Here is a 19,354-nt window from a genome sequence, read left to right as displayed (position 1 = left end):
AATAAATAATATAGCAAAAATCAACTCTTAATATGAATGAAGTCCTTTAACAATGAAATTTAATAATAAAAAATTAAAAAACACCAACATTGTTGATAAAATAATAATTATAGATTTTGATTTCTCACTTTTTGTGTGGAAATAAATTGAAAGAAGAAGAACTATGGCTAAAGAAATGTTTTCTTTAGGATCCCACGACCAGAAACTTCCCCATGTATTGTCTGCCCAAATTGCACCCGATATTAAGCCGAGATTCATGAGATAAAATGACATAATTGTGTCGATATTAATTGATTTTTTCAGCCAATCTGGAATATTTCTCTTCATCAAGTAAATAAGACTACCAATGGAGGCAGAGAAAAGGGAAAAATAACTGATGATATATAGAGGAACATGTATATAGAAAAATATGCTGTTTAAAATAGGGGGTAAGTGAGAAGGTTGTTTATATTTTGATGGCAGAAATATTGCGACTAAAAGTAGTAAAACTATAAATGCATGAAGCAGGTTTGAATATTTTATACTATTTATTTTGATTAAGATATTTTTCGTGATTAGAAGAATTACTATAATCAAGATAATATCAAAGACTTTGTAAAATGGAACAAGTCCAAAATGTATTATTCGATAAATTTCTATTGAGCATATTAGAAGGCCTAAAACAAGATTTAGTGAAGTATCTAAAAATTTATTTCGATTTCTTGTGAAAAATGTTATTATTGCTATGAATGTACCGAGAAATAAAAGGATGTTTTCAATACTCATTCGATTTCACCAGTATTATGAGAAGTAAAATCATGTAGGCAAAGGTTAATATTAATAATAATCTCCTGCCTTTTGTTTGTATTACCATTATTGTGTTAGTTTCTTTTGTATACATTGAATTAATAGCTATTTTTAATGAGTCAATGGTCATTTGGCGATTTAGTGGAATTAAGTAGTAATTACCGTTGACATTAATACCAACACCCTCACCAGGGATATAATTTCGAACTGTGATAAGGGTTTTTAATCCTAATCTAATGGTATCGCCAGCCGAAAGTAGGTATGTTGAATCATTTATATATGTATAAAAATAGAATCTTTTACCAATTGATTTTTGCAGGAATTTTAATCCATTGTACTTAGCAGGTTTATTTATTTTAATATGAATTGTATCAACGTTATTTAATATTATATTACTTTTAATGTTTTTTAATCTGCCACTTACTGGGTCTTTATCAAAAATGAGGTTACTAAGAGTAATAGATTCAATATTATGTGATTTTAATAGGGGATTGCTGTAGTCTTTATTTTTTTCGAGAGTTATTTCGATGGGAAATGTTGTACTATTGATTATTAGAAATACAGTTAATAAAGATGCGATTGTTACATGGAATAATATGCCGATGAGTCTTTTTACAAATATGGTTGATATAATAAGGGTTATGATAAGTGGTATTATTAAGATGATGTTTAGATATATTTTTGGAGTAAATAAAAAATTTACGGATAGTAGATAGAGAATAAATGGTAAAACTATAAATGAATAAAATTTTCCCAATCTCATAAAAAATCCGGATGTAATTTATATGATTTGATAAAAAACCATCTTTGAAATTATTATTTTGCACCTGGGATATTTATCATATAAGATTACTTTGGTCGAAAGCGGTAAATATAGCCGATATAGCCACAGGGTACTACAGGATCATTTTTTAGATTTCCTATATCATCTCTCCATGGGTATGCAAGTCCAAGTTCAAAAAAGAATCCCCGATAATTCAGACTGTAGGCAACGCCCGTGGCTGCATATTTATAATCCGCTCCGGGGTCACTGCCTGTTATCCAGCTCGTTAGGAGATTAATGCTGTGCTGAGTTCTTCTTGAGTCATATAGAGAATAGCCGAAGTTAATATGTAGTTCGTTAGAATTTTTGTTAAGATACATACCGGATATTCGAATGCCTTTTTTATTGTACCAGTAGCCAATACTTGGATTGATTAGAATTGATTTTGTAATCCCAATTTCTAGATATGGCAGGGTTTCATTTTCTTTGGAAAAAGTGAAATTTGGGGTGAGAATAAAAATAAACAAAATAGCAATAATAATATTAAAGGGTATCTTCTTTGATAAAAAGACCACAGATTCTCTCCTTCTCATAATTTTACTTTTCTTATTCATCACGAATTGAATATAAAATATAAATATTAGAATTACCAAAAATAAATTGACTTTCTGTGTAAAAAAATGTTAATATAAACACGCATGGAACAGATTGCGTTTCCAAAGTATAATAAATTTCCTGAAAAAATAATGAATATAATAAGATTTGCCAATAAGCAAATCATAGAGCAGGGTATTGTCAGTGTGAATATTGAAAGGTTATGTAGAATACATGGGGTCAGTAAAAAAACGCTGTACAAATATTTCAAAAATAAGGATGAATTTATTCGTGCAAGCATACTGTACTATCTATTTGAAGTAAAAATAAAAATCGATGAAATTGAGTATTTAAAAAATAAGCCTCTGGAATATCTAATCAACTTCTATAAAATAATATATGAAAAGATTGTCCCTATAAAGGCTGAATTTATGTATGAAATATCCATAAAACATAGGAGTGTATGGGAAGAGATAAATAGCTTCAGATTGGGTATAATAGAATCTCTGAAACCAGTAATACAAAAAGCTCAAAAGCAAAGACTTATTAAAAAAAGTCTAAATATTGATTTCTTTTTATTTTTAATCTCCTCTATAGTTCAAAATGTATTTATGCCTGAAATATTTCTTGAATATAAATTTAATATTAGAGAAAGTCTAATTCATTTACTCGTGATCATGTTTAATGGGATATTAGAGGAAAATGTTAAAGTTGATATAGCTAAATTATTAGGTGAGAAATGAGGTGGCTAATAGGTTTAATTTCCAGATACCCAAGATGTGTTGTTTTCTTTTGGATACTTCTAACATTAATTTTAGGCAGTAATATTTACTATCTTCAGATTGACCCTGATTTTAAATCAATGATGCCAACAGATCATGAAGTTATAAGAAATATTGATACTCTTGAGGCTATTTTTGGAGGTTCGGAAGTTGTTATTGTTTCAATATCTGATGATAATATTTTGAATAACGGAACCCTTTTAAAAATTAATAGTATGGTTTCTGAAATTGAAAAGAATCCCTATGTATCAAAAGTTTTGGCTCTGACAAATGCAAATGAAATAAAGGGAACCGAATTCGGTTTTGAAGTAAGGGATTTAATTGAAGAATTACCATTAAAAAGTGAAGAGGATTTTGCAGAATTAAGAAGAAAAATAATTGATAATGACCAGATTTATAAAAGAATTGTGACAGAGGATTTTAGGCATACGGCAATCGTAGCCCTATTATCCACGATTACTAGTAAAGAGGCTGATAGGGAGATTTACGAATTTTTTAAAGAGATAGCTGAAAAATATAGAAGTCCCGAAGATATAAAGGTTGCTGGTTTTCCAATAATTAGATATCTCATGATGCGGGATATGAGAAGGGATTTAAAGGTTTACCTTCCACTGGGGATAATTTTAATGATATTGCTTCTTGTTTTCAGTTTCAAGAGTTGGGCTGGAGCGTTTTTACCGCTTGTGGTAGTAATAATGAGCATAATAAATACAGTAGGGTTAATGTCGTTACTGAAAGTTAAATTTGTCTTTATTGACATGCTTCTACCTGTAATGTTGATAGCCATTGCAAATGATTACAGTATTCATTTAGTAGCTCATTATTATGAAGAATATAGATTGTTGAAGAATCATGTAGAGGCAGTTTATGGGGCCTTAAAAAAGGTAATGACGCCGATATTTATGGCTGGTATTACAACAATTATAGGTTTTCTGGGATTGCAATCTCATATAGCACCACCTGCAAGAATAATGGGACTTTTTGCAAGTTTTGGGATTGGTATCGCTTTTATTTTAAGTATAACATTTGTACCTGCATTTTTAAATATAATAGGTCAGCCGACGGTACTTATAGATATCCGGAAGAATGATACGGATAAAAATAACATTCTAGTTAGAATGGGAAGAATTTTATTGAAAAGGAGAAAACTATTTCTTATGACTTCAATTTTGATATCGATTATATTAGTACCGGGCATAAGCAAAATAGTTGTGGATACGAATCCTCTGCATTACTGGAAAGAGAATAATCCTTTGAGAGTTGCCCATGAGGAGGTAGATAAAAACTTCGGTGGTACATCCCAGATAAATATTATGGCTAAAGGTGATATCAAATCACCTGTAATGTTAAGAAAGATAGAGACATTGGAAGAATATCTTGAAAGTCTGGATCATGTTACAAATCCAATGTCTATTGTCGATGTTGTAAAGAAAATGAATAGAGCGTTTCATTCCGATAGTGTTGAGTATGAAGTCATACCAGATAATAGGAATCTGATCTCACAATATTTTCTTTTGTATTCGATGACTGGTGATCCAGAGGATTTTGATTTTCTTGTGGACTACGAATACAGTCAGGCTCAAATAGTTGCAAGGGTGGATGTGGTGAGTTCCACGACTATTTTAAGGATAATTAATAAGGTAAAGAATTTTATTAAAAAGAATTTATCACGGGAAGAATTTCCAGTAGTCACGGGGATGGCAGTAGTAATTGGTGAGCTTGTAAATTTGATAGTTAGAGGACAGGCATATAGTCTTGCATTTTCAATAGTGCTTGTTTTTATAGTCTGTGCTGTTTTTTTTAAATCAATTCGGACTGGATTAGTTTCTATAATCCCGCTTATAGTGGCTATGGCAGTCGTGTTCGGACTTATGGGGTATTTGAAGATTGAGCTGAATGTAGCTACTATGATGCTTTCGAGTATTATGATTGGTGTGGGAGTGGATTATACAATTCACTTTATTTACAGATTTAGAAAGGAACTTAATTCCGGTTTAAGTAAAGAAGAATCCATACTACAGACTCTAAATACCACCGGTAAAGGTATAGTGTACAATGCACTGTCAGTTATAGTGGGCTTTAGTGTGCTTTTCTTTTCAAGATTTTTACCGATTTACTTTTTCGGATTTTTAATTATTTTCTCCATAGCAACCTGTCTGATGGGAGCTTTGACGTTGATACCTGTTGTAATTGTTTCAATTAAGGGAGAGTTTTTCTATGAAAGAAAAAGAGAAAAAAATTGATTTTGTTTTTCAAAGAATCTTTATAATTGGCTCTGTCGGTATCATTGGCTATTGGCTGTATAGATTTTTTGACTGGTTTATTGGATGGTTTAAAGAGCAATTACCTTACAATAGCGGATGGTGGGCCTCTATTGGAAATTTTTTACTGGATAATTTGAGTATTGTAATTGCAATATATTTTATAATATGTCTCCAGGCGTCGGGAGTAGCTGAGTTCAAATTCAGAAAAAGGTTTCTTAAGGCATTTTTCATGAGTTTATTTTTAACACCACCTGTTATGATGATTGTATATGGAAGGAGGGGAGTAAAATGAGAAAGATCATAATTTTTATCATTTCAGTTTTTTATTTTTCAATAGTTTTGTCTCAAACAGGCCGTGAAATAATGGAGAAGGTTGATAAGGAAAATAAATATAAAACTGCTGTTGCTAAATCCAGAATGATTTTAATAAATAAGAGAGGGCAGAAGAGGGAGAGAACTGTCGTAAGGTTTGAGGAAGATTATGAAAAGGGAGATGTTGATAAGAAGACGCTTGTGGTTTTCGACTATCCAAACGATATACGGGGGACTGCACTTCTGGTCTGGAGCTATAATATTCCTTCTAAGGATGATGATAGGTGGTTGTATCTACCTGCAGTAAAGAGAGTAAAAAGGATAGCTGGTAAGAGTAAAAGTGAGTATTTTATGGGAACTGACTTTACCTATGATGACCTTGGAGGCAGAAGCCTTGATGAGGATAAGTTTGAGTTAATTGGGAAGGAGGTAATTGATAGCGTTGAATGTTTTAAAATAGAGGCGATTCCTTTAGAGAAGGAACCAACCTACAGTAAGCGAATCCTCTGGGTATTACCAGAGAAATGGGTTATAAAGAGGGTGGATTATTTCGACAATAATGGTAATCTGTTAAAACGTATGGTTTGTGATCGTTTGGAGAATGCAAATGGCAGATGGTTATACACAAAACTTCAAATGAATAATATTCAGAAAAAGCATAAGACGATTATAGAAATTGAGGATATAGCCTATGATAAACCTCTAGAAGAAAATATTTTTACAGTAAGTATGCTTGAGTCTGGAAGAATATTATTATTGGGGAAGTAACCATGAAAAAGCTTATTTTGTTGGTTTTTCTTACTATAAAGATTGTTCTATCAGTAGAATATACAATAAATGGGGTTTTAAAGAGTTTCTATGCGGTCCAAATCGGGGGTGAACATGAGTTTCTTATTGAATACAATAGATTCCAGTTAAATACGGAAGCTTATACAGAAAATCTGCATGGTCTATTTGTAGTTGATTTTTTACATGATTTAAATAAGCAAAGTGAGGTAATATCACTTCGTGAAGCGTGGGTTGAGTATTTTTCTTCATGGTTTAGTTTAAAACTTGGCAGACAGCACGTAGTGTGGGGTAAGGTTGATGGATATTTTGTTAATGATATAGTCAACCCACTTGACCTCTCGTACTTTTTACTTCAAGATTTTAATGATATAAGAACTCCGGTAAATATTCTGAGAGGGAAAATATATAGGGGTAATAGTGGTTTTGAAATTATTGCTATTCCAGAATTTAAGAACTCAGTACTACCTTCAACAGGTAGGTGGTCAATATTTTCCATTCAGTTTCCGCCAGCGTTTCAGGGATTTAAAATAATGGATAAAAAGGTTGAAAATAACTTAGCCAATGTTGGTCTAGGTGGTAGATTCTCTACATTTCTTTTTGGAACTGATTTATCATTGGTATTTTTAAGAAAGATGGAGTATACTCCTATAATGAAGATAAGTATGGAAGATAGCTTAATTATGAAAACCTATCGATGGTTTACCTTTTACGGGTTTGGTTTTTCTCAGCCCTTTGGAGCGATTGTCTTAAGAGGTGAGGGTGGATATTACAAACAAAGACATTTCAGCACGATTGATTTAACTTCAGTTAAAAGCCCATTTTATCAATATTGTGTTGGATTTGATTATGAGTTGCTTATGAATTTAAACATAAGTATGCAGTATATTGAAGAGAGAATTGCTGATTACAATCCTAAAATTATTCAGGAGGAAAGGAGACGTATTTTTACTACATTTTTAAACTACAAATCTGCTAATGAGACAATAAAGCCAGCATTGATTTTATTGTATAATATTGAAGATGAGTCGTTTATGTCGGGGTTAAATCTTGAACTGGATATGATTGATAATCTGAATATTTTGGTCGGCGGATTTATTTTTAATGGGAATAGGGATAGCTTTTTTGGAAGGTTTGATAGTAATGATCTGTTATTTCTAAAAGTGAAGTATTATTTCTGAGGAAAAGTTTATAAGTAAAAATGATTATAAGATGGTGGCTTATTTTATAATACAAATTCCCAGTCTAAACATATTAACAGATAGAGATACTCTGGCATCATTTCGAATTTTATTTCAGGCTTTAAAAATATTAATAGACCATATTATGTCATAAAATATAAAAAAAGAATTTTAATTTTTCCTTGTCAACTGTCAAATTTTTGAAACACTATATTTTTTTAATGATTGCCATACTGATTGCTTCATATTGCTTTTGTTAGGCATATTTACACTAATAGGCACTTTTCAATAATTTTATAAAGAAGTTAAAATAAAGTTCTTTATGATTATTTGTGTAGATTGATATAGTTTAATATGTTCACTTGTTTAAAGTATTATATAATTTTAAAAATAAAAAAAGTCACAATATAAATTGATAATCAGAGGCTTATGTGAATTCCAGAAGTTGATTATTGTTTTACTTAATTTTTAAATTAATACTGGTAGATGATTGAGGATATTCGCTAATGATAAAAAGTATGACGGGATACGGAAAAGTAACAAAGATGATGGAGATTGGAGAGGTTACCATAGAGGTCAAGTCATTGAATAATAGATTTATAGATATTTATCTGAAAATGCCTGAGTTTTTATCAGATTATGAAGATGAGTTTAAGAAATTGATCTCCGAAAAACTGAATCGTGGTTCTATTAAAGTTGTGATAAACATAGGTAATGATGATAAAGTAAACTTTGATTATTTGCATTTAAATATCCCGTTGATGAGAAGATATTACGATGAGCTGAGGAAAGCAACAGTAGAGTTGGGTATCAGAGAAAGGATAAATCTATCACATATCTTAAGTATCTCAGATTATTCTGAATTGACCATCCCTGAAGTTGATGCTCAGAAGTATTTTGAACCTGTTAAAGAAGTTCTGATAGAAGCTTTAGATAAAGTGGATTCAATGAGAGCTGAAGAGGGGAAAGCCATACAGGAATTTTTTTATTCATATCTTGGAAATATTGAAAAGGATCTTGGTAGAATAGAAGATCTGTATAAAAAGAATAAAGAGGAGATTTTTAAAAAGTTAAAAGAGAAAGTTCGGCTACTATTGGAAGATGTTGAAATTGATGAAAATCGTCTCATTATGGAGGCTAGTATTTTATCGAGAAAGCTTGATATCACGGAAGAGTGCGATAGGCTCCATTCTCATATCAGTCAATTTAAAAAATTTATAGAGTTAGATCAACCTGTTGGTAAGAAATTACAATTTCTCATCCAGGAAATGAATAGAGAAGCAAATACAATTGGGTCAAAGTCCGAAAATGCTCAGATTTCACACATAGTTGTAAATATTAAAGATGAACTGGAAAAGATAAGAGAGCAGGCTCAAAATATATTATGAGTGGGTTACTGGTTATTATATCAGCGCCATCAGGGACAGGCAAAACCACTGTCTGTAAAAAATTGCTTGAGACTAATAATGGTTTCGAGTTTTCCGTATCCTGCACTACACGAAGCCCAAGACCTGGGGAGGTAAATGGCAGGGAATATTATTTTTTGACCAGGGATGAATTTGAAAAAAAGATAAAAAGAGGTGAATTTGCCGAGTGGGAAGAGATTTTTCATAATTATTATGGTACATTGAAATCGGCGCTTGAGAAAGCAATTAGAGACGGGAAAATTTTACTTCTTGATGTTGATGTGAAGGGTGGTTTGAATATTAGGAAATTTTATCCAGAAAATTCCGTGTCGATATTTTTACTGCCCCCGAGTGAAGAGGAGCTTGATAGAAGATTAAGATCACGAGGAACTGATAATGAGGATTCATTGAGAATGAGAAAAAAGAGAGCTCACCAGGAGTTAAAACTTGGTGAACAATATGATTACAAAATAGTAAATGATAGGCTGGATGAAACAGTGAATAAAGTTTTGGAAATAATTGAGGAGGTGAAGAAAAATGGCAGTAGACACTATTGAATTTGGTAAGCTATTGCAGAAGTCAAAGGATGTTTTTGAAATTATTGTTGCTATGGCAAGAAGGGCAAACCAGATCAATGCATTGAGAGTTGCTAAAAATCCAGTCGTGTATAAAAGTGAAGCCCTGGAAGAGTATTTCGAAGATTTTGAAGAGGAACAGGAAATCGATTACGATAAGATTGAAAAACCGACGACTATGGCTCTAAAAGAGATGCTTGGTGGAAGAATAGAGTACAGATATGCAACTTATTCAAAATCTGAAGAGAAGCAGGATGAGACTGAAGGATAAAAAAATACTTTTTGGATTAACTGGAAGTATAGCTATTTACAAATCAGCAGGTATAATACGTCATCTGATCAGAGGCGAAGGAGCTGATATTACTGTGATTATGACTGACTCAGCTAAGAAATTTATCAGTCCACTATTGTTTGAGACATTAACAGGGAATCCTGTTTTTTCCGAAATGTTTGAAAGCGAAGCAAAAGGTACAGTTCATATAGATCTTGCAAGGGGAGCAGATCTACTAGTTATCTGTCCGGCGACAGCTAATATTATAGGAAAGATTGCAAATGGAATTGCAGATAATCTGCTTACTACGATAGCGATGGTGAAAGGAATTGATACCTTGATTGCTCCTGCAATGAATGACAGAATGTATTTGAATCCAGTAACTCAGGAAAATATGAAAAAATTAAGAAATCTTGGATATGAAATTGTTGAAAGTGAAGAAGGGGAACTTGCCTGTAAAACCTGTGGTATTGGAAGGCTTGCTGACGAAGATAAAATTCTCTTGGCAATATTGAGAAAATTAGGTAAAAAGAAGTTTCTTACAGGGAAAAAAGTTGTTGTGACTGCTGGCCCGACACGTGAATATATCGATGATATACGATTTATTTCCAACAGATCAAGCGGCAAAATGGGGTTTGCAATAGCTGAGCAAGCATATATAATGGGAGCGGATGTGACTCTGATAGCAGGACCAAATAATCTGAAAAAGATACCATTTATAGAGTATATTGAAGTCCAGACTAGCCAGCAGATGTTGAAAGCTCTTCTGGAAATGAAAGATGCTGATTATTTATTTATGGCAGCTGCTATTGAGGATTTTGTACCCGAAAAGTTCAATGGCAAGATAAAGAAATCAGATGGTGTAAGAACAGTTAAAATTAGTTATGCTGAAGATATTATAAAGGCATACAAGAAAAATTATCCTGATACTGTAGTGGTTGGATTTAGTGTAGAAACTGTCAATGGGAAAGAAAATACATTAAAGAAATTGAGAGAAAAAGGTATTGATTATATAGCTTGGAATGATCCAACAAAGGTAGATACTGCTTTTGAGTCTGATTACAATGAAATAGTCCTATATTCAAAGAATGGGAATAAATGGGATTTATTAAAAGATAAAAAGATAGACATTGCAAGAGAATTGATTGAAATAGTTGCGGGCGAGGGAAGGTAATTTGAACGTGGTTGAAAAATATTTAAAACAACAAATGGAACTGTTTGGTGATGAGTTAATTCTTACTGAAGAACCTGGTAAAGTGATAATAAATCCAATAGAAAAATTAAACGAGATAAAAAAAGCCGTAGAAAATTGTAAGAAATGTAATTTGCATAAGACAAGAACAAATACAGTTTTTGGATCTGGCAATCTGCAAGCTGATATAGTTTTTATTGGCGAGGCTCCGGGGCGGGACGAAGATCTACAGGGCAAGCCGTTTGTTGGAAGAGCGGGGATGCTACTTAATAGACTATTTAAGATGGTTGGAATTGACAGAAATGAAGTCTTTATCGGTAATGTGTTGAAATGTCGACCACCGAATAATCGTACACCAAGTTCTTTCGAGATTTCACAGTGCGAGCCCTATCTGATTGCCCAATTACAATTGATAAATCCAAAATTGATTGTATGCCTTGGATTAACCGCGGCGAAGGCTTTATTAAAAATGGAGTATACGCTTGGTCAATTCAGACATTCTATTTTTAAATATCATAATATAGATTTAATGGTAACTTACCATCCTGCTGCTGTACTTAGAAATCCAAATCTGGAAAAGGCAATAGTTGAGGATTTTGAAAAAATAAAAGAAATTTATTTAAAAGAGGCGGATTGAAATGGCAAGGAGTAAGTCAAATGACAAAAGAAATAGTTCTGATGTGGGCATTAGTGAAGTGCTGAGAGTTCCACCTCATTCTATAGAGGTGGAACAAGCGGTCCTCGGAGCTATGATGCTGGAAAAAGAGGCTGTTAGTAAAGCTCTCCAATATCTTGAGCAAGGTGATTTTTACAGCACACAACATCAAGTTATTTTTGGCGCAATGGTGGAGCTTTTTAACGAAGCTCAGCCAGTCGATCAGCTTAGTGTAATAGATAGATTGAAAAGAGATAATAAGCTTGAATTGGCTGGTGGGGCTTATTACATAACCGGGCTCGTGGAGTCTATCCCATCAGCTGCAAATATAGAATACTATGCCCAGATTGTGCTTGAAAAATCCACTTTAAGAAAATTGATCAGTGCAGCTAACGAAATCCAGTCAGAAGCATATGAGGGAAAAGAAGATGTATTTTACATATTAGATAGAGCTGAAGAGAGAATATTTGCTCTATCAGAAAGAAGACTAAAGGCTGGTTTTAAGAAATTTGAAGATGTGCTTTCTGAAACTTTTGAATATCTTGATGCGATTCATAATAAAAAGTGGGATACAACAGGTGTCCCAACAGGGCTATCAGACCTAGACAGTCTTACATCAGGATTCCACAACGGGGATCTCGTTATTATTGCTGGTAGACCGGGTATGGGTAAGACAGCCTTGGCACTGACTATCGCAAGAAATGCGGCGGTGGAATGGAGAATTCCCGTTGGCTTTTTCAGCCTTGAAATGGCTGATTATCAGATAGCCATGAGATTGCTTTGTGCGGAAGCAAGAGTAGATAGCCATCTTGTGCGAACCGGGAGATTACCTCGTGAACAATGGTCGAAGCTGAGTGTAAAATCAGGTGAACTGGCAAAGGCTCCTATCTACATAGATGATTCTCCCTCTCCTACAATGCTTGAAATCAGGGCAAAAGCAAGAAGATTAAAGGCTGAAAAGGATGTAAAGGTAATTTTTATTGATTATCTTCAATTAATCAGAGCCACAAGAGCTTCCGATAGTAGACAGCAGGAGATTGCTGAGATTTCAAGGGGTTTGAAAGCACTGGCAAAAGAGCTTGATATTCCTGTGGTAGCATTGTCACAATTGTCAAGAGCACCTGAGCAGCGAGGTGGTGATCACCGTCCACAACTATCTGATTTAAGAGAGTCGGGAGCAATAGAACAAGATGCGGATGTGGTAATTTTTGTCTATAGACCTGTAATGTATAAGAAGAGCAGGGAAAAAGAGGGGATAAGCCATGATGAGGAAAAGAAAGCTGAAATTATTGTTGCAAAGCAAAGAAATGGTCCAATAGACACCGTAAAAGCAGTTTTTATTGATAGATACGCTAGATTTGAAGATTATTCACCTCCTCGGGAGGAAGCAATATCAAATACCTTTTAAAATACAAATAAAGATAATTTATGGCAGAGGTCAAGGTAGAAAAGAAAACCGTAGAGAAAAGACCAAAGAAGTTTATAGACCTTATTTATGCCATTATGAGTAGTGGCCATGATGTTACCGAGCATTATGAGAAATTGTGGACTGCTTATAAATTTGCGAAGTCTACTCATAAGGGGCAGAAAAGACTTTCTGGAGAACCATATTTTGAGCATTGCTATAGAGTTGCAATGACTCTTGCAGAACTCGGTATGGATGTAGCTACAGTTATGGGTGGTCTCCTTCATGATACGATTGAAGACTCTAATATAACTTATGATGATATAAAAGAAGTATTCGGTGAGGATGTTGCTAATCTCGTAGAGGGTGTTACAAAAATAAGTGGAATTTCTTTTATCAGCAAAAAGGAAGAGCAAGCTGATAATTTTAGAAAATTATTGTTAAGTGTTGCAGATGACATACGGGTAATAATTATTAAACTTGCTGATAGATTACATAATATGCAGACTTTGAAGTATTTACCTTCTGTTAAGCAACTGAGGATAGCTACTGAAACTCGTGATGTGTATGCACCTCTTGCCCATAGACTTGGAATGTTCAAAATTAAATCAGAGCTGGAAGATTTAGTTTTAAAAACGCTTGATTATGATGCTTACAGATATATTCACCAGAAATTAAAGGCAAGCAAAAAGGCTCAGGAAGAATATATAAATAAGTTTTCCATTCCGATAGAGAAAGCTTTGAAGGAACAGGGTATTCCGGCGAGGATAATAGGAAGGACGAAGAATTACTATTCAATATATAAAAAAATGCAGGTGCGTCATAAATCTTTCGAGGAAATTTATGATCTAATGGCAATTCGATTAATTACCGATACAAAAGAAAATTGTTATTCGATACTCGGTATTGTTCATAGTATCTATACCCCGATTATGGAAAGATTTAAAGATTATATTGCAAATCCTAAAACCAATGGATATAGATCGATTCATACAACGGTACGTGGTCCAGATGGAAAAGTGGTAGAGGTGCAAATAAGAACCGAGGAGATGGATCTGGTTGCCGAGGAGGGTGTAGCAGCACACTGGAGATATAAGGAGTCAAAGGATAAACCAGATGAGTTAGACAAATACATTAGCTGGCTTAGGGATTTGATTGAAATATTGAAAACAGAGTCAGGGAATCCAAGAGAGTTTCTTGAAACATTGAAGATAGATTTATTCAAAGATGAGATTTTTGTTTTTACTCCAAAAGGAGATCTTATTAGATTACCAAAGGGTGCTACACCTGTTGATTTTGCTTTCGCTGTGCATACAGAAGTTGGTTATAAGTGTATTGGTGCAAAAGTAGACGGCAGGATTGTTCCGTTGAATACGGAGCTTAAAAGTGGTCAAACAGTAGAAATTTTGACTTCTGAGAATCAGAGACCAAGCTATGCCTGGCTTAAGTTTGTAAAGACAGGGAAAGCGATCGGTTCTATAAAAAGATGGTTAAGGAAGATTCAGCAGGATGAGTCCATAAAGCTCGGAAAAGAAATATTAGAAAAAGAGGATAGAAGGCATAAGGATATAAAATTTTTAAAAACCATTTGTGAAAATCTGGATGTTTTTGGCTACAAAGATATAAACAAACTTTATGAGGCGGTAGGAAGCGGAATTATAACTGTTCACAGCATATATTCAAAGCTTTTTCCTCATAAAAAAGAGGAAATTGAAAAAGAGGATTACGAAAAGCTCATTTATCAAAGAACTATTACCTCCATACGAGGTGTTAAAATCGATGGTATAAAAAACATGATGGTGTCCTTTGCAAAGTGTTGCAATCCAATCCCGGGTGATGAAATTCTGGGATTTATCAGTAGAGGTAGAGGTATTATAATTCATAAAAACGATTGTAAAAATATACCAGCAATGATCGATTCGACCGATAGGATTATTAATGTTGAGTGGGATGTTGGTAAGGGACAACAGTTTACGGTTCCAATAAAGATACTTGCTCAGGAGAGAAAAGGTCTACTTCGCGACATAATGGATGCGATAACCTACACAAATACCAATATTGTGGGTGTTGAAGGCAAGGTGGATGAATCGCTTGCTAACGTGTCATTGCTGATACAGGTCGGTAACATTGATCATTTAAATAAAGTTATTGAAAGGGTTTATAGAGTCCCTGGTATAATAAGCATTGAAAGGAGATAATATTTCTTTTTAGCCATATTATTTTTATAAAAATATATAGAAAAAATAAAAAAAGAGACAGTTATGGGAAGATTAATGGGAATAGACTATGGTGATAAAAGAATAGGTATAGCTTTATCCGATGAGTTAAAGATTATTGCATCACCGTATAAGGTGATCATCAATAATGGAGATAATATTTTTGATGAAATATTAAGAGAGATAAAAGAAAATAATGTTGAGGCTCTTATTGTTGGTATGCCTTTGTCAATGAGTGGTGGTGACACTAAGCAAACTATAAAGGTAAGAGAGTTTGTTGATAAACTAAAAAAGGTTATTGATATCGGGATTTTTATTATAGATGAGAGACTGACTACTGCTGAAGCGATGAGAACCATGCATTTCAAAGGTGAAAAAATTAGGCATAATAAACATAAAGTTGATATGATATCTGCTTCACTAATCTTGCAGACCTATCTTGATTCGAGGGGTAAAGTGGGAGGATATCCAAAGCATTCCAATGATAGTGAAGAAGATTTTTAACAGGCTGCATCCAAACATTCTTGTAATAATATCTGGAATTCTTGTCATTACTGGATTTCCTCCACTCAAGCTTGGTTTTATATCGTATATGGCATTGATTCCCTTAATCTATGCTTTTGAAAGAGATAAATTCAACCTAGGGGTTGAAAAGGGATTTTTATTCGGAGTAATGTTGAATCTTGGAATATTATATTGGCTTTCATTAAATAAAGGTACAGAATGGTATTGGGCGGTGCTATCTATGATTTCTGCTGTGCTTTTCCTTTCATTGAATTATGCTATGATAGGCTTTATCTTTGGTCTGCTAGGAAAAAAGCTTGGTGCGATTAAAGCTATTGCACTGCTTCCCGTCATCTGGGTTAGCATTGAATATTTGAGGTCGCTGGGAAGGTTCGGTTTCACATGGAATAATCTCTGCTATACGCAGTTGTATTTTTTACCATTAATCCAGATTTCTGATATTTTTGGGTCATTTGGATTGAGTTTTTTTGTGGTAATGGTTAATTCTATATTATATCTTTTGTTTTTTAAGAATATTAGTCTTAGAGCAAGGAAAATTCTTCTGAGCTTTATTTGCATTTCTTTCGCCATAGTTTTTATTTATGGAATCATCAGAATATCAATGTATTCTGAAAAATCGAACAAAGGGAAATTCATTCGAGTTGGGATTGTACAGCCGAACATTGATCCAAACGAAAAGTGGACTAAAATTTATTACGATGATGTTATGAATACTTTATATAACTACACGGATTCGGTTGCAGAGCATAATGTGAATCTGGTAGTCTGGCCTGAGACTGCAGTTCCTGTATATCTGCGTCTAAACCAGCACGGTGAAATGGTAAGAATTAGAAATAAAATGAAAGAGCATAAGGTTTATTTATTGACTGGTGTACCTGATTTTAAAAGAATAGGCGGAGAGTACAAATATTATAACTCTGCTTTCCTTATACCACCTGATGAGGGAAGTATTCCTACTTACAGTAAATTGAGGCTGGTTCCTCTTGGAGAATATATCCCTTTATCAAGTGTATTCCCAGAGTTAGGAAATATAAATTTTGGACAGGGTAATTTTGAATCGGGTGATAGTATTACTATATTTAAAATAAATACTAGTAATACATCAGACACCAACAGTAAAAGTGAGGTGAAGTTCACTGTTGCTATCTGTTATGAATCATCATTTCCAGATATTGTAAGAAAAGGGGTAAAAAAAGGTTCTGAAATGCTTGTAGTCATATCAAATGACGCTTGGTTTGGTATGACTTCAGCTCCTTATCTCCACGCTGAAATATCCAGATTTAGAGCTGTTGAGAATAGAATTCCTGTGGTAAGAGCAGCGAATACTGGGGTATCAATGATTATAATGCCAGATGGAAAGGTTAAGAGAAAGATAGGTTTTAATAAGAAAGGTTATTTAGTAGCTGATGTTTTAACAGGTACAGGAAGTTTGAATACTAAAATAGGGGATTGGTTTTCTATACTCAATACAATAACTTTGGCTGTGTTGATTGTTGCTATATTTATAAAGAGGAAGGAAGAGAATCGATGAAAAAGTTATTGGTTTTTTCTTTGGCGATAATCCTTGTGGTAAGCACTATCACTGCTCAGGAGGAAGAAAAATTAAGTTTTGGTGAAGCAAGGGTTATTCTTTTAAAATCTTTGATATTTCCTGGTTGGGGGGAGCATACATTGGGTAGACACCAGAGAGGATATTTACTGAACCTTGCTGATTTGGGTCTTATGGCTGGATATGTATTGTCAAGATATTACGGCAGATTGTATTATAATACAGTAGTAGCTTTTGCTGTGTCACACGCTGAGATAGATCCTGATGGCAAAGATATGCAATATTTTACAGATGTAGGAAATTACCTGAATATATATGAATACAATGAGCAAAAGCTCAGGAATAGGCAGATAGACTTGGTATATCCCTTGAATGAGAAATACTTCTGGGCATGGGATAGTGAAGCCAATAAGAAAAGATTTGATAAGTACAGAATAAGAAGTGGTATATTTTATCGTAACGCATCAATGCTTTTTGCTGGGCTTGCGGTTAATAGAATAGTAAGTGCAATAGATATTATTGCTATAACTAGAAAAAGGCTTGAAGAACCCGAATTATCTTTGAGACCACGATTTTACCATTTACCAGGGGTTGTAACCTCAATTAGTCTGGATTTGAAATGGTAAAATTTGATCCCAGAGTCAAGCTCTTCATAATTATTGCTTTGCTGGTAATTATTTTTGTAAAGACAAATTTATTATTCCAATCCATTATTTTGCTTTTATTTGTACTGTTTTTAATCGTAAGTAAATATTTAAATAGAGTCATAGATTCAGTCAGGCTTTTTCTGGTATTTATTCCGTTGACACTGACTATACATGTGATTTTTACCTCACTTAATTTTTCAATAGGAGGGGTTAGATTTACCTTTAGCTATGAAGGATTATTAGTCTCCATTATGTTTACAATCAGATTATTAAATCTATTTTTAGTATCCGGGTTTGCGTTCAACTGGATAAATGGAATTGAACTGATTGATTCGGTCTATTCTATATTGTGTCCATTAAAGAAGCTGAAGTTTCCAGTTGATGATCTTTTCATGATAATTTTTATTGGTATTAGATTTTTTCCTATAGTTAAAAGGGAGGTGAAGGATATTGACCAGAGTTATAGGAATTTTTTTAATGTTGATCGGAACAGTACGGTAATTGGTAGAATCAAAGAGTTTAAAAATATCCTATCTCCTTTGATGGTGTATATCTTGAAAAAAGCAGATACTCTCTCTTTATCGATGTACATTAGAGGATATGGAAAGGGAAAGCGTACTTATTATAAAAGATTGAAATTTGTTTTAAAGGATTGGATTTTATTTTTATTGATCACTTCATTTGCAATTACAATCATATATGTCTAAAAGGTTTAAAATAATAGTCGAATACGACGGTACAAATTATGCTGGATGGCAGAGGCAAAAAAGCTCAAGAACAATCCAGCAGGCAATAGAAGATGCATTACAACCTCTTGGTAGTGGGGAAAGGGTGAACGTGGTAGGGGCGGGAAGAACTGATGCAGGAGTGCATGCTCTCGGACAGGTAGCACATTTTGATCTTAATACTAATTTATCGGTTGAAAAGGTAAGAATAGTAATCAACTCTGGAACACCACCAGATATAAATGTAAAGTCCTGTGAGGAAGTAGATAAGAAGTTTCATGCCCGCTTTTCGGCAAAGAAGCGGACCTATATTTATAAAATAACTAAAAACTATAGTCCTTTTGAAAGAATATATAGCTGGAAGCCACATTTCGAGTTTGATTTCAATAAGCTTAAAATCTGTAGTGATATGATATTAGGTAGGCGAAATTTTGAAAGATTTTGCAAATCTACCTGTGTAGTTAAAAACAAAGAATGTAATGTTATTGAATCTTTTTGGAAAGATGAAGGTGATTTTTTCATTTATACAATTTCAGCAAATAGATTCTTACAGACAATGGTACGAATGTTGGTTGGAACAATGATTGAAGTTGCCCGAGGTCGTTATACAATTGAGGACTTCAAAAATCTACTTGAAAATAAGGATAATAGAGTGCAAGTTATAAGTGCACCAGCCAGAGGTTTATTCTTGAAAGAGGTAGTTTATTAGAAAAAGAGGGG

Annotated in this window: 20 protein-coding genes; 17 read left to right on the top strand and 3 right to left on the bottom strand. The window is 33.6% G+C overall.

Annotated features, from left to right (window positions below; genetic code table 11):
- Positions 1 to 27: 27 nt before the first annotated feature.
- The 3 genes from ccsA to H0Z29_08810 all read right to left on the bottom strand — a co-directional run bounded on the left by ccsA (position 28) and on the right by H0Z29_08810 (position 2,142).
- Positions 28 to 765, bottom strand: a complete 738-nt coding sequence (gene ccsA / locus H0Z29_08820) for a cytochrome c biogenesis protein CcsA (GenBank protein ID MBO8131600.1) — start codon at positions 763 to 765, stop codon at positions 28 to 30.
- Positions 755 to 1,549 carry a hypothetical protein gene (locus tag H0Z29_08815; GenBank protein ID MBO8131599.1) on the bottom strand — a complete coding sequence of 265 codons (795 nt, stop codon included), beginning with the start codon at positions 1,547 to 1,549 and terminating at the stop codon, positions 755 to 757. The genes ccsA and H0Z29_08815 overlap by 11 nt, the downstream gene beginning before the upstream one ends.
- 86 nt (positions 1,550 to 1,635) lie before the next feature.
- Positions 1,636 to 2,142 carry a hypothetical protein gene (locus tag H0Z29_08810; protein MBO8131598.1) on the bottom strand — a complete coding sequence of 169 codons (507 nt, stop codon included), beginning with the start codon at positions 2,140 to 2,142 and terminating at the stop codon, positions 1,636 to 1,638.
- A gap of 153 nt (positions 2,143 to 2,295) precedes the next feature.
- Between H0Z29_08810 and H0Z29_08805 the strand changes: the two genes are divergently transcribed.
- The 17 genes from H0Z29_08805 to truA all read left to right on the top strand — a co-directional run bounded on the left by H0Z29_08805 (position 2,296) and on the right by truA (position 19,343).
- Positions 2,296 to 2,886 (top strand): TetR/AcrR family transcriptional regulator, encoded by a 591-nt coding sequence (locus tag H0Z29_08805; protein MBO8131597.1) that lies wholly within the window; start codon positions 2,296 to 2,298, stop codon positions 2,884 to 2,886.
- Positions 2,883 to 5,168 carry an RND family transporter gene (locus H0Z29_08800; protein ID MBO8131596.1) on the top strand — a complete coding sequence of 762 codons (2,286 nt, stop codon included), beginning with the start codon at positions 2,883 to 2,885 and terminating at the stop codon, positions 5,166 to 5,168. The genes H0Z29_08805 and H0Z29_08800 overlap by 4 nt, the downstream gene beginning before the upstream one ends.
- Positions 5,143 to 5,481, top strand: coding sequence for a hypothetical protein (locus tag H0Z29_08795; protein MBO8131595.1), 339 nt, complete (start codon positions 5,143 to 5,145; stop codon positions 5,479 to 5,481). Before H0Z29_08800 ends, H0Z29_08795 begins: the two co-directional genes overlap by 26 nt.
- The gene (locus H0Z29_08790) at positions 5,478 to 6,269 is read left to right on the top strand and encodes an outer membrane lipoprotein-sorting protein (GenBank protein ID MBO8131594.1); all 792 of its coding nucleotides are present in this window, start codon (positions 5,478 to 5,480) and stop codon (positions 6,267 to 6,269) included. Before H0Z29_08795 ends, H0Z29_08790 begins: the two co-directional genes overlap by 4 nt.
- A gap of 2 nt (positions 6,270 to 6,271) precedes the next feature.
- A complete protein-coding gene (locus H0Z29_08785) occupies positions 6,272 to 7,468 on the top strand; it encodes a hypothetical protein (GenBank protein MBO8131593.1) in 1,197 nt (398 codons plus the stop codon).
- A gap of 506 nt (positions 7,469 to 7,974) precedes the next feature.
- Positions 7,975 to 8,856, top strand: a complete 882-nt coding sequence (locus H0Z29_08780; protein MBO8131592.1) for a YicC family protein — start codon at positions 7,975 to 7,977, stop codon at positions 8,854 to 8,856.
- A complete protein-coding gene (gmk, locus tag H0Z29_08775) occupies positions 8,853 to 9,431 on the top strand; it encodes a guanylate kinase (GenBank protein MBO8131591.1) in 579 nt (192 codons plus the stop codon). Before H0Z29_08780 ends, gmk begins: the two co-directional genes overlap by 4 nt.
- Positions 9,412 to 9,720 carry a DNA-directed RNA polymerase subunit omega gene (gene rpoZ, locus H0Z29_08770; GenBank protein ID MBO8131590.1) on the top strand — a complete coding sequence of 103 codons (309 nt, stop codon included), beginning with the start codon at positions 9,412 to 9,414 and terminating at the stop codon, positions 9,718 to 9,720. The genes gmk and rpoZ overlap by 20 nt, the downstream gene beginning before the upstream one ends.
- Entirely contained in the window at positions 9,704 to 10,894 is a 1,191-nt protein-coding gene (gene coaBC, locus H0Z29_08765) for a bifunctional phosphopantothenoylcysteine decarboxylase/phosphopantothenate--cysteine ligase CoaBC (protein ID MBO8131589.1), read from the top strand. Before rpoZ ends, coaBC begins: the two co-directional genes overlap by 17 nt.
- A gap of 34 nt (positions 10,895 to 10,928) precedes the next feature.
- Positions 10,929 to 11,549 carry a uracil-DNA glycosylase gene (locus H0Z29_08760; GenBank protein MBO8131588.1) on the top strand — a complete coding sequence of 207 codons (621 nt, stop codon included), beginning with the start codon at positions 10,929 to 10,931 and terminating at the stop codon, positions 11,547 to 11,549.
- 1 nt (position 11,550) lies between these two features.
- Positions 11,551 to 12,975, top strand: coding sequence for a replicative DNA helicase (gene dnaB, locus H0Z29_08755; GenBank protein ID MBO8131587.1), 1,425 nt, complete (start codon positions 11,551 to 11,553; stop codon positions 12,973 to 12,975).
- Positions 12,976 to 12,995: 20 nt separating this feature from the next.
- Positions 12,996 to 15,170 (top strand): bifunctional (p)ppGpp synthetase/guanosine-3',5'-bis(diphosphate) 3'-pyrophosphohydrolase, encoded by a 2,175-nt coding sequence (locus H0Z29_08750; GenBank protein ID MBO8131586.1) that lies wholly within the window; start codon positions 12,996 to 12,998, stop codon positions 15,168 to 15,170.
- A gap of 63 nt (positions 15,171 to 15,233) precedes the next feature.
- Positions 15,234 to 15,692, top strand: a complete 459-nt coding sequence (ruvX, locus tag H0Z29_08745) for a Holliday junction resolvase RuvX (protein ID MBO8131585.1) — start codon at positions 15,234 to 15,236, stop codon at positions 15,690 to 15,692.
- Positions 15,670 to 17,244 (top strand): apolipoprotein N-acyltransferase, encoded by a 1,575-nt coding sequence (gene lnt, locus H0Z29_08740; protein ID MBO8131584.1) that lies wholly within the window; start codon positions 15,670 to 15,672, stop codon positions 17,242 to 17,244. Before ruvX ends, lnt begins: the two co-directional genes overlap by 23 nt.
- Positions 17,241 to 17,888, top strand: coding sequence for a hypothetical protein (locus H0Z29_08735; GenBank protein ID MBO8131583.1), 648 nt, complete (start codon positions 17,241 to 17,243; stop codon positions 17,886 to 17,888). Before lnt ends, H0Z29_08735 begins: the two co-directional genes overlap by 4 nt.
- Entirely contained in the window at positions 17,882 to 18,616 is a 735-nt protein-coding gene (locus H0Z29_08730) for an energy-coupling factor transporter transmembrane protein EcfT (GenBank protein MBO8131582.1), read from the top strand. The genes H0Z29_08735 and H0Z29_08730 overlap by 7 nt, the downstream gene beginning before the upstream one ends.
- Complete coding sequence (gene truA / locus H0Z29_08725) at positions 18,609 to 19,343, top strand: tRNA pseudouridine(38-40) synthase TruA (protein ID MBO8131581.1); 735 nt, start codon at positions 18,609 to 18,611, stop codon at positions 19,341 to 19,343. Before H0Z29_08730 ends, truA begins: the two co-directional genes overlap by 8 nt.
- The last annotated feature ends 11 nt before the right edge of the window (positions 19,344 to 19,354 follow it).

The sequence above is a fragment of the Candidatus Neomarinimicrobiota bacterium genome, assembly GCA_017656425.1.
Classification (GTDB): Bacteria; Fidelibacterota; UBA2242; order UBA2242; family B5-G15; genus JACDNV01.
Note: the sequence above shows the minus strand (reverse complement) of the source record. Positions and strands in the feature narration are given on the sequence as shown.

Bases quoted from the DNA above. Each gene is read 5' to 3' on its own strand.
- truA (MBO8131581.1), top strand. From the start codon at position 18,609: ATGTCTAAAAGGTTTAAAATAATAGTCGAATACGACGGTACAAATTAT.
- ccsA (MBO8131600.1), bottom strand. From the start codon at position 765: ATGAGTATTGAAAACATCCTTTTATTTCTCGGTACATTCATAGCAATA.
- H0Z29_08805 (MBO8131597.1), top strand. From the start codon at position 2,296: ATGAATATAATAAGATTTGCCAATAAGCAAATCATAGAGCAGGGTATT.
- lnt (MBO8131584.1), top strand. From the start codon at position 15,670: ATGATAGTGAAGAAGATTTTTAACAGGCTGCATCCAAACATTCTTGTA.
- H0Z29_08730 (MBO8131582.1), top strand. From the start codon at position 17,882: ATGGTAAAATTTGATCCCAGAGTCAAGCTCTTCATAATTATTGCTTTG.
- ruvX (MBO8131585.1), top strand. From the start codon at position 15,234: ATGGGAAGATTAATGGGAATAGACTATGGTGATAAAAGAATAGGTATA.
- H0Z29_08810 (MBO8131598.1), bottom strand. From the start codon at position 2,142: ATGAGAAGGAGAGAATCTGTGGTCTTTTTATCAAAGAAGATACCCTTT.
- dnaB (MBO8131587.1), top strand. From the start codon at position 11,551: ATGGCAAGGAGTAAGTCAAATGACAAAAGAAATAGTTCTGATGTGGGC.
- H0Z29_08750 (MBO8131586.1), top strand. From the start codon at position 12,996: ATGGCAGAGGTCAAGGTAGAAAAGAAAACCGTAGAGAAAAGACCAAAG.
- gmk (MBO8131591.1), top strand. From the start codon at position 8,853: ATGAGTGGGTTACTGGTTATTATATCAGCGCCATCAGGGACAGGCAAA.
- H0Z29_08795 (MBO8131595.1), top strand. From the start codon at position 5,143: ATGAAAGAAAAAGAGAAAAAAATTGATTTTGTTTTTCAAAGAATCTTT.
- H0Z29_08815 (MBO8131599.1), bottom strand. From the start codon at position 1,549: ATGAGATTGGGAAAATTTTATTCATTTATAGTTTTACCATTTATTCTC.
- rpoZ (MBO8131590.1), top strand. From the start codon at position 9,412: ATGGCAGTAGACACTATTGAATTTGGTAAGCTATTGCAGAAGTCAAAG.
- H0Z29_08735 (MBO8131583.1), top strand. From the start codon at position 17,241: ATGAAAAAGTTATTGGTTTTTTCTTTGGCGATAATCCTTGTGGTAAGC.
- H0Z29_08760 (MBO8131588.1), top strand. From the start codon at position 10,929: ATGGAACTGTTTGGTGATGAGTTAATTCTTACTGAAGAACCTGGTAAA.
- coaBC (MBO8131589.1), top strand. From the start codon at position 9,704: ATGAGACTGAAGGATAAAAAAATACTTTTTGGATTAACTGGAAGTATA.
- H0Z29_08780 (MBO8131592.1), top strand. From the start codon at position 7,975: ATGATAAAAAGTATGACGGGATACGGAAAAGTAACAAAGATGATGGAG.
- H0Z29_08800 (MBO8131596.1), top strand. From the start codon at position 2,883: ATGAGGTGGCTAATAGGTTTAATTTCCAGATACCCAAGATGTGTTGTT.
- H0Z29_08790 (MBO8131594.1), top strand. From the start codon at position 5,478: ATGAGAAAGATCATAATTTTTATCATTTCAGTTTTTTATTTTTCAATA.
- H0Z29_08785 (MBO8131593.1), top strand. From the start codon at position 6,272: ATGAAAAAGCTTATTTTGTTGGTTTTTCTTACTATAAAGATTGTTCTA.